We start from the raw sequence: 15,712 nt of genomic DNA, 5'->3' as shown, positions 1-15,712 counted from the left end.
ATAAAAACAATAACTTACAATGCCAAAAAGAAAAGACCTTAAATCAATTTTAATTATCGGATCTGGACCTATTGTTATTGGGCAAGCTTGTGAATTTGATTATTCTGGTTCACAATCTTTACGTTCTTTAAGAGAAGATGGAATAGAAACAATCTTAATCAATTCTAACCCAGCAACTATTATGACAGATCCTTCCATGGCTGATCATATTTATTTGTTGCCTTTAACTACTAAATCAATCATTCAAATTTTAAAAGAGCATCCACAAATTGATGCAGTCTTGCCAACAATGGGTGGGCAAACAGCTTTAAATTTATGTATTGAAGCAGATGATAAAGGAATCTGGAAAGATTTTGATGTAAAATTAATTGGTGTTGATATTGATGCGATTAATGTTACAGAAGATAGAGAACAGTTTAGAGAACTAATGTTGAAAATTGGTGTGCCAATGGCGCCTCAAGCAACTGCAACATCATTCTTAAAAGGAAAAGAAATTGCACAACAATTTGGTTTTCCATTAGTAATCCGTTCTTCATATACATTAGGTGGAGCAGGAGCATCTATCGTTTACAAAACAGAAGATTTTGACGAATTGTTAAGCAGAGGTTTAGAAGCATCACCTATTCACGAGGTGATGATTGACAAAGCCATGATGGGTTGGAAAGAATATGAATTAGAGTTGTTGCGTGATAAAAATGACAACGTTGTTATTATTTGTTCTATCGAAAATATGGATCCAATGGGTATTCATACAGGAGATTCTATTACAGTAGCTCCAGCTATGACATTGTCTGATAAAACCTACCAAAAAATGCGTGATATGGCAATTCACATGATGCGTTCTATTGGAGATTTTGAAGGTGGTTGTAATGTGCAATTTGCAGTTTCTCCAGATGAAAAAGAAGATATTATTGCTATTGAAATTAATCCAAGAGTTTCAAGATCATCAGCTTTAGCTTCTAAAGCAACAGGATATCCTATTGCAAAAGTAGCTACAAAATTAGCGATTGGGTATACATTAGATGAATTAGAAAACGGAATTACAAAATCTACATCAGCTTTATTTGAGCCAACTTTAGATTATGTTATTGTAAAAATACCACGTTGGAATTTTGATAAATTCGAAGGTTCAGACAGAACTTTAGGGTTACAAATGAAAGCAGTTGGAGAAGTAATGGGAATTGGGCGTTCTTTTCAAGAAGCTTTGCACAAAGCCACACAATCTTTAGAAATTAAAAGAAATGGTTTAGGTGCAGATGGAAAAGGATATACAAATTATAATCAGATTATAGAAAAATTAACCAACGCAAGTTGGGATCGTGTTTTTGCTATTTACGATGCAATTGCCATGGGAATTCCTTTGAGCCAGATTTATGATATCACAAAAATAGATATGTGGTACTTAAAGCAATATGAAGAGTTATTCCAATTACAAAAAGAAATTTCTACGTATACAATTGATACACTTCAAAGAGATTTATTGTTAGAGGCAAAGCAAAAAGGATATGGAGACAGACAAATAGCACACATGTTGGGTTGTTTGGAAAGTCAAGTATATACTAAAAGAGAAGAGTTAAAAGTACAACGTGTTTTTAAGTTAGTGGATACCTGTGCTGCTGAATTCAAAGCAAAAACGCCTTATTATTATTCAACTTTTGAGAATGAAATTGAAACTGCAGATGGTGAAATTATCATTGCAAACGAAAGTGTTGTAACTGATAAAAAGAAAATAATCGTTTTAGGTTCTGGACCAAACAGAATTGGGCAAGGAATTGAGTTCGATTACTGCTGTGTGCATGGAGTTTTAGCAGCTGCTGAATGTGGTTATGAAACGATTATGATTAACTGTAATCCAGAAACGGTTTCTACAGATTTTGATACTGCTGATAAATTATATTTCGAGCCAGTTTTTTGGGAACATATTTATGACATTATTCGTCACGAAAAACCAGAAGGAGTTATTGTACAATTAGGTGGACAAACTGCTTTAAAGTTAGCAGAAAAGTTAACCAAATACGGAATTAAAATTATTGGAACTTCTTTTGAAGCTTTAGATATTGCAGAAGATAGAGGTCGTTTTTCATCGATGTTAAAAGATAATAACATTCCTTATCCAGAATTCGGAATTGCAGAAACTGCAGATGAAGCTTTGCAATTGGCAGACGAATTAAACTTCCCAATTTTGGTAAGACCAAGTTATGTTTTGGGTGGCCAAGGAATGAAAATTGTCATCAACAAGGAAGAATTAGTTGAGCATGTGGTTGACTTATTAGGCAGAATGCCAGGTAATAAATTGTTGTTAGATCATTATTTAGATGGCGCAATTGAAGCAGAAGCAGATGCTATTTGTGATGCTGATGGAAATGTGTATATCATAGGAATTATGGAGCATATAGAGCCATGTGGAATTCATTCAGGAGATTCTAATGCAACTTTACCCGCTTTTAATTTAGGTGAATTTGTAATGCAACAAATTAAAGATCATACACATACCATTGCAAGAGAATTAAAAACGGTTGGATTGATAAATGTTCAGTTTGCTATTAAAGATGATATCGTTTATATTATTGAAGCCAACCCAAGAGCTTCTAGAACTGTGCCTTTTATTGCAAAAGCGTATAAAGAACCGTATGTTAATTATGCAACAAAAGTAATGTTAGGTCATAATAAAGTAACGGATTTTGATTTTAATCCGCAATTAGAAGGATTTGCAATTAAGCAACCAGTTTTCTCATTTAACAAGTTCCCGAATGTAAATAAGAAACTAGGACCTGAAATGAAATCGACTGGAGAAAGCATTTTATTTATCGATAGTTTAAAAGATGATCAGTTTTACGATTTATATGCAAGACGTAAAATGTATTTGAATAAGTAAGATTTATTTTTTTGATATTTTAAAAGCCTTCAACTCTAAAGAGAATTGGAGGCTTTTTTTGAAAGAATTATAAAATTTCCTTAAAATTTGGAATTAATTTTTCAAGATATTGTGGAAAATAATTAAATAAAATCAATTTATTTTCTTCAATAGTTAAAAAATGATCGGGAGTTGAATTATAAGTGCTAGTTTCAAATAAATTAATTGAATCAAAATATTTCCAGTATTTGTTTAGATTTTCAAAACCTAATTTATACCTTATTTCTACTTCATTGTCAGGAACAAAGTGGCCTCCGTTTTCAAAACGAATTCGCACTCTTTCTTTAGCTTTTTTAATTGAATCTAAACAAAAGAAAACAATTTCAATTCTATAATTAGCAACTTTAAATATTTTGGGCCAATATAATGGAGTTGAGTTAAAATTGGTTTCATAACAAAAGTCTAATTTGTTTTCAATAGCATTTTTAATTTTATTTTCTAAGTCAGATTTGGCTAAATTATGAGCCATTTGCTCTCTAAAGTCAGAAGAGATTAAAGATTAAAACCTTGTCATAATCATAAGGGAGAAAGCTTTTTTCAGTAAAAGCATTAGAGAGGCACTTTCAGAAGTAGTTTAATTTTTTGAAAATTATTTTAAAAAAGTGATAGAAAATTATAATTTTCTATCACTTTTTTAATTTATATACCTTTTTTATGTTTCGCAGTAACCTTATTGCATAGTTATCCTGTGTTTTTAATTTTTATTTTAAAAATTTAGGCTACTTTTTGTAAAATTTGATTTTGCATTCTTCTGCCAATTTCAAGGCAATTTGCAGTATGAATACCAAAGAATATCCAAAGTATTTCTGTTGGTTTGGTTTTCGCTTTTATCTTTTTTAGATGATAATGTTCCTTTTCTTTACCAAAACCCCCCTCTAATCTAGAAGCTCTTTCTTTGGTAATCATTTTTTTGAGCTTTTTTTGCTCTTTATGATGCTTTGAAGGTCTTCCTTTAGGTTTGAAGTCTGTTTGTATATGGTTTGAAGTTGCAAAAACTCTGTTCTTATTCGTTGCATAAATAGCATCTGCACCAAGTATTTTAATTTTCCTATTGGTTAATCCTTGTGCCTTATAAACTGTATTTTTAAATTGTGTCCCTTCATTAAAGTTATCAAAACTTATTTTCTGTATAAAGTTAATTCCATCAATTTGAAGTTTGTTTACTTTTGCCCCAAATTCTACTTTTTTTATCTCTTTTCCTCTCACTATTGGACGTAAGTAATCTTTGCTTATGCTTACGATTCTATTCTTTGGTTTTTCTCCTTTCTCAAACAGTAAATACTGTTGTGAGAATATTTTTTTTACTGTATTTAGTGTTTTATAAAAACGATTTGGCATTGTAAAATAATGTTGTTTTTCAAGAGTTTTAATCTCCGCTAATAATTTGCGTAATAGTTTTAAAAAAGCTCTTGTTATGGAGGTTCTTTTCTTTGTTGTTTTTCTTCGCATTTTACTATAACCAACATATCTTTTTGACCATTTCAAGTATTTGGTTCTAGGAAGTTTTACACCTAAAGATTTACAAATTATCTTCATTTGTTTATAGCACCAGTCAACAGATTCTTTCAATAGTTTTTGATCTGTTGGATAGCGAACTTCACTCTCATAACAAGTGGCATCTGTTGTTGCTTTTTCTTGTTCATCAATATATTTACTCCAATAATTAAATAGTATTTTTTCTGTTGAACTAATGTTTAAATCAGCAGCTAATTCGCAACGTATTTGACTCACTATTTTATAGTTTTCAAGGGTATCAAATCCTAAATAAATACCACAAAAAAACTGATAATTATAATTGGAATTCAACTGCTCAATCAAACGCTTATCAGAACAACAAGCATAATGTTTTAAAAACATTAAACCTAATTTTCCTTGAGGGCTAAAAATACAGTCTGGTCCTTTGATAGCTTCTGTAATTTTAAATGATTTGACTAAATTTTTCCAAGGAATTGCACTGTAAATTTTACCTAAATCAGACATTAAAAAACGTGCTTTGAATTTTTCTAATTCCTCTGTAGAGGATAAAAAAGAAAAAGAGTACTGGAAGTCAGAAATTCTTCGTATTTTCATATTTGTAAAAAAGAAAAACCCCGTTTTTTAGGCTTTTTGCCTATTTACGGGGTTTGGTTTATCTAAAATACAACTTATTTAACTGATAAACAAGTGTTTATTTAATTCTGAAAGTGCCTAGAGAAAGAAGATTTTCCAGAACCATTACAACCTGCAATTATTAGTAATTTTGGTTTATCCATTAAATTGTGGACCAGGTGTAGGGTTTGGAGTTAATTCTCCTTTATTTAATTTTTCTTCATAAATTCGAATCTCTTCAGAAATTCTTGGAAGTTCTTCCTTTAGTTTTTCTTTGAGATTAGAAATATATTTTTTTAAGTCTTCTTTTGTACTCATAATGCAAATATACTAAATTGATTTTTTCAATTGATTCAAGATCTAAAAATAATGAAGGAGTATGAATGTAATATGATTCTCTCATTTAACAAGTTCCCGAATGTAAATAAGAAACTAGGACCAGAAATGAAATCGACTGTAGAAAGCATTTTATTTATCGATAGTTTAAAAGATGATCAGTTTTACGATTTATATGCAAGACGTAAAATGTATTTGAATAAGTAATTTCTTTTAGAAATTTATATAAGAAAGCCGGTGATATATTCACTGGCTTTTTATTCATAAAATATGTTAAGACTTTATACCTTTTTCATTTATTTTAAAATTAAATTATAAAATTTTTATACAGGTTACTGCTCGAATTTTATCTTTGCTCTTATAAAAATAAATCATGAAACTTTTATGCTATTTTATTTTGTTTTTTTCATCGACTTTATGTGCACAAATAAAAGAAAAGGATTCCTTAAACTTAAAAGCAGATTTGTCTATAACTGGTTTTTGGCAAACTGGCAATGTGGAAACCATTATTTTTAGAGCAAAGTCTAACTTTAGTTTTAAGCCTCTAAAGGAGCTTACATTTAAAACAATCAATTCATACGTATATCAAGAGTTTGGTAAGGAAAAAGCAGATGAAGATATTTTAAGTCTCAATTTTTTATATTTACATCAAGATAAAAAAATACACCCTTTTTTGTTGGCATTTATTAGTACAAACTTTCGACGAGAAATCGATTTGCGTTATCTGTTAGGTGCTGGAGTTACCTATCAAATTATAAAAGAAAAAAAGGATTGGCTTAAATTTTCTGTATCGAGCGAATACGAAAAAACAGTTTTTGGAAGAGCAAACTTTAATAGAGTAGCTTTTAATGGAAATAAAGTAATAAATACGGTAAGAGCAACTTTTTGGGTAAGTGGCAGCCATTCCATATTTAAAAATAAAATGATTGTAACTCATGAAAATTATTATCAACCTTCTTTAGAAGAAAGTGATAATTATAGATGGCAAACAGATGTAGGAATAGAGTTTCCTATCTGGAAATACATAAACTTTAAAATAAACTACTTACACACGTTCGAAAGTATTGTTATCGAAAACCAAGTACAACAAGATCAATTTTTAACGTTTGGTCTTAAATTTAAAAGTTACTAACTTCATTATTACTAAATTTCTTTTTTTACATCAATAGCGTCTCTTTGTTGAATTTTTCTCTTTCAAGGATGTTTTTTTTATTAAAAACATGTTTGTTTAATAAATTTAACTAAACTTTAAACAAAAATATGATTTTAGAACTCCGTTTGTGATATACATTTGTAACATATTAATTATTAACTAAAAACAAAATATATCATGAAAACAAAAAACGGATTAATCGCTTTGGCATTTATTGCTCTTTTTACATTGTCATCAGCAACAATTTTAAACACAAGAAATGTTACTGATCCAGTTGAAACAACACAAACACCAAATATTGTTGGAGTAGCAGCTGGGAATGACAGTTTTACAACATTAGTAGCAGCAGTAAAGGCAGCAGATTTAGTAGCAACGTTAAGTTCAGATGGACCATTTACTGTGTTTGCACCAACAAACGATGCTTTTGCTAAATTACCAGAAGGAACTATTGCAACATTATTAAAGCCAGAAAATAAAGCAACTTTAACAAGCATTTTAACGTATCACGTTGTTGCTGGAAAGTTTGATGCAGCAGCAGTTGTAAAAGCAATTAAAGCAAATAATGGAACTTTTACAGTAAAAACTGTTCAAGGAGGTTCTTTAACAGCTTCTATAGATGGTGGAAATGTAATGTTGAAAGACGAAAAAGGAAACATGTCTAAAGTAGTAATTGCAGATGTTGCAGCTTCAAATGGAGTAATTCATGCAATTGACAGTGTTGTAATGCCTAAATAATTTATATCTAATACTAGATAATTGAAGCCTTCAAGAAATTGAAGGCTTTTTTTATGAGTATAATGTACTCTTGAACATTTTACAATCAACCTAAAATAAAGGTTAAAAAAATAGTTTACTACGAATGATTTTTTGGGGAATTTTTAAGTTTTCATAAGACAAATAAAAACTAACATTGCCAAGTTCAAAAAATGCTGAACAAAGTTGTATAAGTTTAGAAACTTAATTTTTATTTAAAAATAATTTGGCAAGGTATTCGTTTAGCTTTCCAGTTGAAATAAATCAAAAAATAAAAGTTATTTATAGAGTTTTATAAAGTAGAATGTATGAAAATAAATATTAAAATTATTTTAGTATTCCTTTGTTTTGCTGCTTGCAAACAAGTTCAAAATTTATCTGATAAATTTACAAAACCTTCTGGAAAACAAGTTATAGAAAGTACTTTTAAAGATAATGACACTTTAAGTAAGAAATTCGAAGATGTTTACGAACAAGCCAAAAATAATAATTTAGAGTTAGTATTACCAAGCGTTATTTATACAAAATCAGATTCGTTAGATTTTTCAATTCTATCATATAAAATATTTTTAGAAAAAGGAGAACGATTAAAAATAGAAACAAATATCGATTCAGATTCTTTGCAATTTGCATCAGATATTTATAGTGTTTTAAATGATACTTTAGTTTCAAAAAATTCCATAGTTTCTAATGAAGCTTCCTTAAACCATCTTAATTTTGAAGTTTTTAAAACGGGCTATTACAAAATTGTAATGTTTTCAGAATTCACTAAAAAAGTCGATTTTAATATTAGCGTTTATACTGAACCTGTTTTTTTATTTCCTGTTGCTGGTAAAGGCAATAAAGATATTCAAAGTTATTGGGGAGCTGTAAGAAGTGGAGGAAAAAGAAAACATGAAGGCATTGATATTTTTGCCAAAAGAGGAACTCCAGTAATTGCTTCTGTAGATGGTTTTGTTGCGACTGCTAAAAATAGTGGTTTGGGTGGAAAGCAAATTTGGTTAAAAAGTGGTCTTTTTGGCAAAACCTTGTACTATGCACATTTAGATAGTATTACAACAAGTGCTGGTGCATATGTAAAACTGGGCGATACTCTAGGATTTGTAGGCAATACAGGAAATGCAAAAGGAGCAAGTCCGCATTTACATTTTGGAATTTATAATTCTTCTGGAGCTATAAATCCACTAGCTTTTGTGAAAAAATCGTATTTACCAAATAGTATAGAAGAAAAGGTTTTTAAAAACGGCATTACAAAATTGACTAAAAATGAATTAAGAATTGGTTCAGGAGTTGCGTATAAAAAGATAGAAACGTTTACTGAAAATACGCCAATAACAATTTTAGGAAAAATAGACAATTGGTTTCATATAAAATATGCTGATAATATTGAGGGTTTTATGCACGAAAGTTTGGTTGCAGAAAATATATAATTTGATTTATTTTTTCAGTTTTTAAATTTTACCTAAAACAGAACTTTTTTTAGTTTGATTATATTTTTTTGCTATTGAAAATGAGTTTGGGAAAGCAAACGAGGACTTGTAGATGAACAATACCCTTTTTTTTTAAAAAAAAACAGCGAATTTTAACCTTGTATAATTTGAAATATCTCAAATTCTATTTTTAAAATATGGATTTAGTTTCTAATTATTTATCCCAAGAACTTGCTTTATTTTCAATTACTATATTTGATGAATTTTTTTTTACTAAATCTTGAAACTCCCATAATTCCGAATTCATATCAGATATAAAGAAACGGATTGATTCAAATATTCCGTTTTCATTCGTAAATTCAATTTTGTATTCATAATACTGAAGTCCCATTATTCGCATATCACTTAAAGTAAGTTTAATTCTTTTAATATTTTTAAAATTGATATTCCGTTCTCTTTTTCTGTTTTTTAAATTTAGATACTTTTCATTAAAAAATAGGTTATATGTGTTTTTATAGCGTTTGTATATCCAAATTAGTCCTAAAGTTGTAATTCCAGTCAATACAATAAATTTAAATTGAATAGATTTACTTATTGCTATAAATACGATACTATTAACAATTAAAATTAAAATGATTTGAAGTATTAAGTTTAATGTTACATTGTTTTTTGATAACGTTTTCATTTCATTATTCATTTTCCGAAACTATAAACCAAAGTTTTATGCTTTCAAATTTTTATATATTTCTTAATCGTTTCTAAAATTCATTAAGATTTGTTTGGTTTAAAAAAGTAGCGTTTTTTCTGTACTAGAAATTTCCAAAAATTACTCATAAGTATGCAAAATAAATAATTTTAGTTAAGCTAAAAACAGCAACTTTTTAAATCCCACAATGAAACAAATTGCCTCCATCTTTGAGGTTTTTGAAATAATTTAATTCATTTTCAGCACTTTGAGCTGAATATCCTCTGCTAAGAAAGGATTCAAATAAACCATCAGAGTAAATCATATAAGTTGAAGCGGTATATTGCCCAACTTTACTTTTAAATACAAATAGAATTATTTTTCTGCTTATTCCTTCACAATCGTTTATAACTCTTCCATAAGTCAAATATTTGGTAGTATCGTAGTTTTTATTAAATTCAGATTTTTTTGATGATGCTAAATCATATTCTAATATTCCTAGTTTTGCATATTCAAGTAAAATATGTTCATCATAATTAAATTCTGTTTTCTGAGAAAAAGAATACAAGTTAATTGTTAAAAATAATATTAGAATTAATGTTTTCATAATTGCTTTTTTACTTTATCATTTTTGTGATGGATGTTTAAAATTATGTAGCCTTATTTTGGAAAGGTTCATTACTTTTATCCTTTAAATATAATTTATTTTTTGAAATTTAATTTCAATCCAAAATTTTTACATCAACCTTATACAAGGTGTCAAAAATTTCAAAAATGTTTTCGGCTTCTTTTTTTCTGATAGAAATTACAAACTCGCAAGCCAATTCCATTTTTTGAGTTTCAAGCGTTATGTTTTTTTCTTTGATGATTCGCATAACCTTGTTCATCATATCATACTCAAAGTTGAGTTGATAATAAACATCAATGGTTTTTTCTACGATAGTTGAAGCTTCTAAAGTGAGTTGAGCCGACGTTTTATAGGCATTTATCAAACCACCAACTCCTAGTTTTGTGCCACCAAAATAACGTACAGAAACAATTAAAATATTGGTAACTTCAAAAGACTGAATTTGTCCATAAATAGGCATTCCAGCAGAATTGTTGGGTTCTCCATCATCATTGGCTCTGTATTTGATTTCTTCAATACCAATTTGATATGCATAACAAAAATGACGTGCTGTATGGTGTTTTTTCTTTAATTCCTCTAAACAATCTTTTACATCATCTTCATGAAGTACAGGGAATGCGTAGCCAAAAAACTTACTATTTCTGTCTTTAAAGAGTGTTTCTTCAGAGGGTTTTAAAATTGTTTTATAACGATCATTTTCCATTAGGCTAAAGCTACAATTACAATTCCTAAAATAGCCAACCCAACTCCAATTTTATTTTTGATGCTAAATTGTTCCTTAAAAATTAAAATTCCAACCAAGGTTGATAAAATTACAATCCCAACATTGTTAATTGTAAATAATGTAGAACTTTCAAATTCTGGTGTTTGCAATGCTTTTATTAAAAATACAATCGAAAAATAATTCGGAATTCCTAAAGCAATCCCTGCAATTACATTTTTAAAACCAAAAGCTTCTCTTTTTTTAACAGCTTGTATTAATAATACCGAAAGCGAAAATATGGCTGCAATTCCAAACAAACTTCCAGAAAAAATAGAAACGTCGCTTTTTGGTACAAACATAACTTCTACATATTTTATGCTAGTATCAATAGTTCCTGAACCTAAAAAAAGTAAAATAGGGAAGAGCAACCCTGCATTTTTCGTAGCAACTTTATCTTCTTTTACAGACGCTAAATACACAGCTATTAATGCAATAATAATTCCGATAATTTTTAAAAAAGTTACAGATTCATTATATAAAAATACACCAAAAAAAACGGGAATTACCACAGACATTTTTCCTGCAACAGACGCTGCTGAAACACCATTTTTTTGCGCTGTCATTGCCATTACAAAAAATATGGCTACAAATAAAGCCCCTAAAAAAACAGCGCCAAAAAACCAAGGCTGACTTGGGATTTCCGAAAATGAAAATTCTCTTTCTGCAAAAGTAAAACCCAATGAAAAAGCAACAATATAGTTGATAAAAATTGCTTTTAAAATATCAACTTTGTAAATGCCAAAATATTTAAAAATAACAAATAAGGCTGTTGAAATTAAAATGCTAAAAAATAGGTAAATCAATTGAAGTTATTTTTAATAAATAATTCAGTAACATCATCTTCCTCTGGCATTAAATTCCAAGTATTTATGCCTAAAGTGTTTGCTGAATCTGTATTTACTTTTAAATCATCTACAAATAAAGTTTCTGCTGCAATTAAATTATTTTCTTTTAAAACATACTCGTAGATTTCTGTATCAGGTTTTCTAAAATTAATTTCATGTGATAAATAAAACTGCTCAAAACAGCTTTTAAAATCGTTATAAAATTCATCACCCAAAGAATCTTGTACCCATTTAATGTGCAAATCGTTTGTGTTGCTTAATAAGAATAATCGATATTTTTTACTGTCTGCTAATTTTTTTAGAAAACCTAAACGTTCTCTTGGAAAATCTAACAAAACAGCATTCCAAGCATCAATTAATTTCTCTTTAGGAATTCTGAATTTTTCATGAAAAAAGTTCAGAAATTTATCAGTAGTCATCAAACCTTTTTCATAGTTTTGATACACTTCAATCATTTCGTCTGTAATTTTTGAAACTCCTAAAGCAGCCATGGCTTTGTAGGTTCCTTCTTTGTCTAGGTTGATAAATATGTCTCCAAAATCGAAGATGATGTTTTTAATCATTTGTATATATTTTTAAAATATCGTTTTTTATATTTTTTGTTGCTATTATTTTTGCTGATAAAACAGGTGCTTTGATTCCTTTTTCAAAATAAGTATCACCTATAAAAACTAGGGCTTCATCCCAAAGATTAGCATCTACAAAAGTTTGCAAGGTTTGTGTGCCACCTTCAATAATTACAGATTGAATGTTATGTTTTTGTAATACCGCGCAAATTTGTTCAGCGATTTTTTTATCAAAATTAATTGCTTCAAATAGGATGTTTTCACTTCCAACTTCCCACTTCTCACTTTCAACCATACACAAAATGATGGTCTTTACACCTCCATCAAACAAATTTGCGTTTTTAGGAATTCGTAATTTTTTATCCAATACAATTCTTAAAGGATTATTTCCTGACCAACTTCTTACATTTAATTTAGGATTGTCTGCAATTGCAGTATTTGTACCTACTAAAATTGCATGTTCTTGCGCTCTTAATTTATGCACTAATTGTTGTGAATTGTTGTTTGAAATCCAAACTGGTTTTTTTTCATCCTTACTCAAAGGAGCAACAAAACCATCTTTAGTTTCTGCCCATTTTAAAATAATATAAGGTCGTTTTTTATCTTGAACTGTAAAAAAACGTTTGTGGTGTTTTTTACATTCAGCTTCTAAAACACCAACAATTACATTAATTCCAGCATTTTGTAAACGTTCAATTCCTTTACCAGCAACCAAACTATTTGAATCTACAGTGCCAATAACCACATTTTTAAATTGATGTTTTACCAATAAATCTGCACAAGGAGGCGTTTTACCAAAATGCGAACAAGGTTCTAGAGTAACATAAATGGTTGCTTCTTTTAAAAGTGCTTTATTTTTAACGGAGTTTACAGCATTTACTTCAGCATGATGATCACCATAATTACTGGTAAAACCTTCGCCAATAATTTTATTATCAACAACAATTACAGCACCAACACTTGGGTTTGGTCTTGTTGTGCCCAATCCGTTTTTGGCAATTTGTAAACAGCGTTTTATGTAAATTTCGTGTTTAATAATATCGATTGTTTTAAAGTGATTTACTATTTATATGATGATAAAATGAGTTCAGTCTTAAATTTCGGGTTTAGTATTTAATGGTTATTTCCTGAGTTTTATCAACTAAAAAATCTTTTTGAAACCCAAGAAACGAATACACCAATTCTCCTTGAATTGTAAGCGTTATTTTTTTGCTTAAAAGCGAATTGATCAAACCGCCTAAAAGTCCGTTTTTATCTGAATTTAAAAGATTTTTAGTAGGTATATTTGCCAATAAAGGTACTAAAAATTCGTTTTTGGCAGGCACTTTAAAATCATCAGAAAAAAGTTGTGCGACTTCTGTATCGTTTACCAAAATTTTTAGATTATCAGTAGTAATAGCTCCACCAACATCATTAGGGTTTTTAAAAAAAGCCATTGCTTTTAGTTTTATAGTATCTGCTGCATAACTAATTACTTCTATGTTATCAATTTTAATAAATATAGGTTCTTTGTTGACAGTACAACTATAAATCAATAAAAATAAAGCAATAAAATAGAATGTCTTTTTCATTAAAAATCTTTAAAAATTTAGGTAACTTGCTCTTGCAAAAATACAGTATTAAATGACAAGTGAAGATTTTATCATAAGAGAAATAACGAGCGACGATAATTCGCAAATTGCCATCGTTATTAGAGATGTAATTGTAGAAATGGGCGCACCAAAAGTAGGTACAGCCTATGCAGATGCTGCAACCGATAAAATGTTTGAAACCTATCAAAAAGAAAAAGCAATTTATTATGTGGTTGAACACAACAATAAAATTGTTGGTGGAGCAGGCATTGCTAAGTTAGATAATTATGAAGGCAATACGTGCGAATTGCAAAAAATGTACTTTCTACCAACCATTAGAGGGCTAGGTTTAGGAACAAAATTAATTACACAATGTTTAGAGAAAGCAAAAGATTTTGGATATGATAATTGTTATATAGAAACGTTGCCTTATATGGAAGCTGCTGTAAAATTATATAAAAGAAATGGTTTTGTAAATTTGGATAAACCCATGGGAAACACCAGTCATTTTAACTGCGATGTTTGGATGCTTAAAGAAATAAACTAAACATGATATATTATATTTTAGGAGTTTTACATCTTATATTATTTGGTTGGGCATTTTATAATATCCTATATTTTGGTGTAAAACCTTCTAAATCTTTGAGCTGGGTTTTAATCGCTTTTTTCTTTCCTTTTATTGGCGTTTTTGCCTTTATTTTATTTGGAATTAATAGAAGGAAAATTAAGTTTTTTGAGTTGAAGGAAACTAAAAAACGAAAAACGTTTATAAAAGAATCTTTTAAATCTGAAAACAGTTCTAATGTTGAAATTTTAGAAACGATTAAACAAAAGAAAATAGCCACTTTAATTTATGAAACTACACACATTGGTGTAGAAGATAAAAATGATGTTGTTCTTTTAAAAAACGGAAAAGAAACTTTTAAGGCTATAAACGAAGCTTTAAAAAACGCCAAAAAATTTATTCATTTACAATATTATATGATTGAGAATGGCGAAATTTTGTCGGAAATTATAACTATTTTAGAACAGAAAATAAAGGAAAATGTAGAAGTTCGAGTTATTTATGATACCATTGGTAGCTTTGAATTGAATAAAAAAACCAAGCAAAAATTAAAAGATATTGGTGTGGAGTTGTACCCAGAAACTCCATTTAAATTCGGTAGTTTTATTTTTTCTTTAAACTTTAGAAATCATAGAAAAATTGCCATTATTGATAATGAAATTGGCTTTACAGGAGGCGTAAATATTTCTGATGAATATATTACAGATGATGATTTTTTAGGTGTTTGGCAAGACACGCATTTGCAAATAAAAGGGTGTGCAGTAAATAGTATTCATAAATCTTTTTTAAAGGATTTTTATTATGCCTGCAATCAAGATTTGACGAATGATAAAAAATATATAACACCTTGTGATACAGGAGGAAAAACAAAACTTCAAATAGTTTCTGGTGGGCCAGATTACGAACAATCTGTGGTTATGCAGCAATATTTGAGCTTTATAAATTTAGCAGAAAAAAGTATTTCCGTTTTAAGCCCTTATTTTATACCTACTTTTTCAATTTTAGAAGCGTTTAAAATGGCGGCTTTAAGTGGTGTAAATGTTACGCTTTTATTGCCAAAAAAGAGCGATTCTAAAGTGGCAAGTTATAGTATGTATTCTTATTTTGAAGATTTGCTAAAAGCAGGTGTACATATTTATTTGAGAGATGATTTTTCGCACAGTAAAGTTGTTTTTATTGATGATGAAATTATTTCTGTAGGTTCTACAAATTTCGATTGTAGAAGTTTTGAGCATAATTACGAACTGAATGCCATTCTTTATGACGAAAAAATAACTTTAGAAGTGAAGGAAGAATTTGAAGAACGCAAACACAAAGCACAAAAAATTGAGTACAAGGAATTCAGAAAGAGATCTACAAAACAAAAAACGTTAGAGCGTTTATCACGTTTTTTTAGTCCTTTATTGTAAATTATG

General features: G+C 29.0%; 17 protein-coding genes. 7 read left to right on the top strand and 10 right to left on the bottom strand.

Annotated elements, in window-relative coordinates:
- Positions 1-19 precede the first annotated feature (19 nt).
- Positions 20-2,875, top strand: a complete 2,856-nt coding sequence (gene carB, locus P161_RS0100145; RefSeq protein WP_026775081.1) for a carbamoyl-phosphate synthase large subunit — start codon at positions 20-22, stop codon at positions 2,873-2,875.
- Positions 2,876-2,942: 67 nt separating this feature from the next.
- On the opposite strand, the gene P161_RS0100140 is transcribed toward carB, so the two are convergent.
- From P161_RS0100140 to P161_RS19425, 3 genes are all read right to left on the bottom strand, one after another.
- Positions 2,943-3,383 (bottom strand): hypothetical protein, encoded by a 441-nt coding sequence (locus P161_RS0100140; RefSeq protein WP_026775080.1) that lies wholly within the window; start codon positions 3,381-3,383, stop codon positions 2,943-2,945.
- 245 nt (positions 3,384-3,628) lie between these two features.
- On the bottom strand, positions 3,629-4,984 hold the full coding sequence (locus tag P161_RS19835; RefSeq protein ID WP_026775079.1) for a transposase: 1,356 nt from the start codon (positions 4,982-4,984) through the stop codon (positions 3,629-3,631).
- Positions 4,985-5,158: 174 nt separating this feature from the next.
- On the bottom strand, positions 5,159-5,320 hold the full coding sequence (locus P161_RS19425) for a hypothetical protein (protein ID WP_155810385.1): 162 nt from the start codon (positions 5,318-5,320) through the stop codon (positions 5,159-5,161).
- 51 nt (positions 5,321-5,371) lie between these two features.
- Here P161_RS19425 and P161_RS19420 point away from each other — a divergent pair, with 51 nt between their 5' ends.
- The 4 genes from P161_RS19420 (at position 5,372) to P161_RS0100110 (ending at position 8,674) form a co-directional block, all read left to right on the top strand.
- Positions 5,372-5,545 (top strand): hypothetical protein, encoded by a 174-nt coding sequence (locus P161_RS19420; protein WP_155810383.1) that lies wholly within the window; start codon positions 5,372-5,374, stop codon positions 5,543-5,545.
- Positions 5,546-5,711: 166 nt separating this feature from the next.
- On the top strand, positions 5,712-6,470 hold the full coding sequence (locus P161_RS0100120) for a DUF481 domain-containing protein (protein WP_026775078.1): 759 nt from the start codon (positions 5,712-5,714) through the stop codon (positions 6,468-6,470).
- A 198-nt stretch (positions 6,471-6,668) separates the two neighbouring features.
- Entirely contained in the window at positions 6,669-7,226 is a 558-nt protein-coding gene (locus tag P161_RS0100115; protein ID WP_026775077.1) for a fasciclin domain-containing protein, read from the top strand.
- Between the two features lie 326 nt (positions 7,227-7,552).
- Positions 7,553-8,674, top strand: a complete 1,122-nt coding sequence (locus P161_RS0100110) for a M23 family metallopeptidase (protein ID WP_026775076.1) — start codon at positions 7,553-7,555, stop codon at positions 8,672-8,674.
- A 214-nt stretch (positions 8,675-8,888) separates the two neighbouring features.
- Here the strand turns inward: P161_RS0100110 and P161_RS0100105 are convergent, their stop codons facing one another.
- The 7 genes from P161_RS0100105 to P161_RS0100075 all read right to left on the bottom strand — a co-directional run bounded on the left by P161_RS0100105 (position 8,889) and on the right by P161_RS0100075 (position 13,732).
- Positions 8,889-9,359: a hypothetical protein gene (locus P161_RS0100105; RefSeq protein WP_155810381.1), complete on the bottom strand. Its 471-nt coding sequence runs from the start codon at positions 9,357-9,359 to the stop codon at positions 8,889-8,891.
- 196 nt (positions 9,360-9,555) lie between these two features.
- Positions 9,556-9,966: a hypothetical protein gene (locus P161_RS0100100; RefSeq protein ID WP_155810379.1), complete on the bottom strand. Its 411-nt coding sequence runs from the start codon at positions 9,964-9,966 to the stop codon at positions 9,556-9,558.
- Between the two features lie 115 nt (positions 9,967-10,081).
- A complete protein-coding gene (locus P161_RS0100095; RefSeq protein ID WP_026775073.1) occupies positions 10,082-10,690 on the bottom strand; it encodes a YigZ family protein in 609 nt (202 codons plus the stop codon).
- Positions 10,690-11,553, bottom strand: coding sequence for an EamA family transporter (locus P161_RS0100090; protein WP_026775072.1), 864 nt, complete (start codon positions 11,551-11,553; stop codon positions 10,690-10,692). The genes P161_RS0100095 and P161_RS0100090 overlap by 1 nt, the downstream gene beginning before the upstream one ends.
- Complete coding sequence (locus P161_RS0100085; protein WP_026775071.1) at positions 11,550-12,158, bottom strand: HAD-IA family hydrolase; 609 nt, start codon at positions 12,156-12,158, stop codon at positions 11,550-11,552. The genes P161_RS0100090 and P161_RS0100085 overlap by 4 nt, the downstream gene beginning before the upstream one ends.
- On the bottom strand, positions 12,151-13,200 hold the full coding sequence (gene ribD, locus P161_RS0100080; protein ID WP_026775070.1) for a bifunctional diaminohydroxyphosphoribosylaminopyrimidine deaminase/5-amino-6-(5-phosphoribosylamino)uracil reductase RibD: 1,050 nt from the start codon (positions 13,198-13,200) through the stop codon (positions 12,151-12,153). Before ribD ends, P161_RS0100085 begins: the two co-directional genes overlap by 8 nt.
- Before the next feature lie 67 nt (positions 13,201-13,267).
- The gene (locus P161_RS0100075; RefSeq protein WP_026775069.1) at positions 13,268-13,732 is read right to left on the bottom strand and encodes a hypothetical protein; all 465 of its coding nucleotides are present in this window, start codon (positions 13,730-13,732) and stop codon (positions 13,268-13,270) included.
- A 52-nt stretch (positions 13,733-13,784) separates the two neighbouring features.
- On the opposite strand from P161_RS0100075, the gene P161_RS0100070 reads away from it, so the two are divergent.
- A complete protein-coding gene (locus P161_RS0100070) occupies positions 13,785-14,279 on the top strand; it encodes a GNAT family N-acetyltransferase (protein WP_026775068.1) in 495 nt (164 codons plus the stop codon).
- 2 nt (positions 14,280-14,281) lie between these two features.
- A complete protein-coding gene (cls, locus tag P161_RS0100065) occupies positions 14,282-15,706 on the top strand; it encodes a cardiolipin synthase (protein ID WP_026775067.1) in 1,425 nt (474 codons plus the stop codon).
- Positions 15,707-15,712: the final 6 nt, after the last annotated feature.

Source organism: Polaribacter sp. Hel_I_88, assembly GCF_000687935.1.
Classification (GTDB): Bacteria; Bacteroidota; Bacteroidia; order Flavobacteriales; family Flavobacteriaceae; genus Polaribacter.
The sequence above is the reverse complement of the archived record's forward strand: the minus strand, read 5'-3'. Positions and strand labels throughout refer to the sequence as shown.

Coding starts and splice junctions, on each gene's coding strand:
- carB (WP_026775081.1), top strand. CDS start 20: ATGCCAAAAAGAAAAGACCTTAAATCAATTTTAATTATCGGATCTGGA.
- P161_RS0100140 (WP_026775080.1), bottom strand. CDS start 3,383: ATGGCTCATAATTTAGCCAAATCTGACTTAGAAAATAAAATTAAAAAT.
- P161_RS19835 (WP_026775079.1), bottom strand. CDS start 4,984: ATGAAAATACGAAGAATTTCTGACTTCCAGTACTCTTTTTCTTTTTTA.
- P161_RS19425 (WP_155810385.1), bottom strand. CDS start 5,320: ATGAGTACAAAAGAAGACTTAAAAAAATATATTTCTAATCTCAAAGAA.
- P161_RS19420 (WP_155810383.1), top strand. CDS start 5,372: ATGAAGGAGTATGAATGTAATATGATTCTCTCATTTAACAAGTTCCCG.
- P161_RS0100120 (WP_026775078.1), top strand. CDS start 5,712: ATGAAACTTTTATGCTATTTTATTTTGTTTTTTTCATCGACTTTATGT.
- P161_RS0100115 (WP_026775077.1), top strand. CDS start 6,669: ATGAAAACAAAAAACGGATTAATCGCTTTGGCATTTATTGCTCTTTTT.
- P161_RS0100110 (WP_026775076.1), top strand. CDS start 7,553: ATGAAAATAAATATTAAAATTATTTTAGTATTCCTTTGTTTTGCTGCT.
- P161_RS0100105 (WP_155810381.1), bottom strand. CDS start 9,359: ATGAAAACGTTATCAAAAAACAATGTAACATTAAACTTAATACTTCAA.
- P161_RS0100100 (WP_155810379.1), bottom strand. CDS start 9,966: ATGAAAACATTAATTCTAATATTATTTTTAACAATTAACTTGTATTCT.
- P161_RS0100095 (WP_026775073.1), bottom strand. CDS start 10,690: ATGGAAAATGATCGTTATAAAACAATTTTAAAACCCTCTGAAGAAACA.
- P161_RS0100085 (WP_026775071.1), bottom strand. CDS start 12,158: ATGATTAAAAACATCATCTTCGATTTTGGAGACATATTTATCAACCTA.
- P161_RS0100075 (WP_026775069.1), bottom strand. CDS start 13,732: ATGAAAAAGACATTCTATTTTATTGCTTTATTTTTATTGATTTATAGT.
- P161_RS0100070 (WP_026775068.1), top strand. CDS start 13,785: ATGACAAGTGAAGATTTTATCATAAGAGAAATAACGAGCGACGATAAT.
- cls (WP_026775067.1), top strand. CDS start 14,282: ATGATATATTATATTTTAGGAGTTTTACATCTTATATTATTTGGTTGG.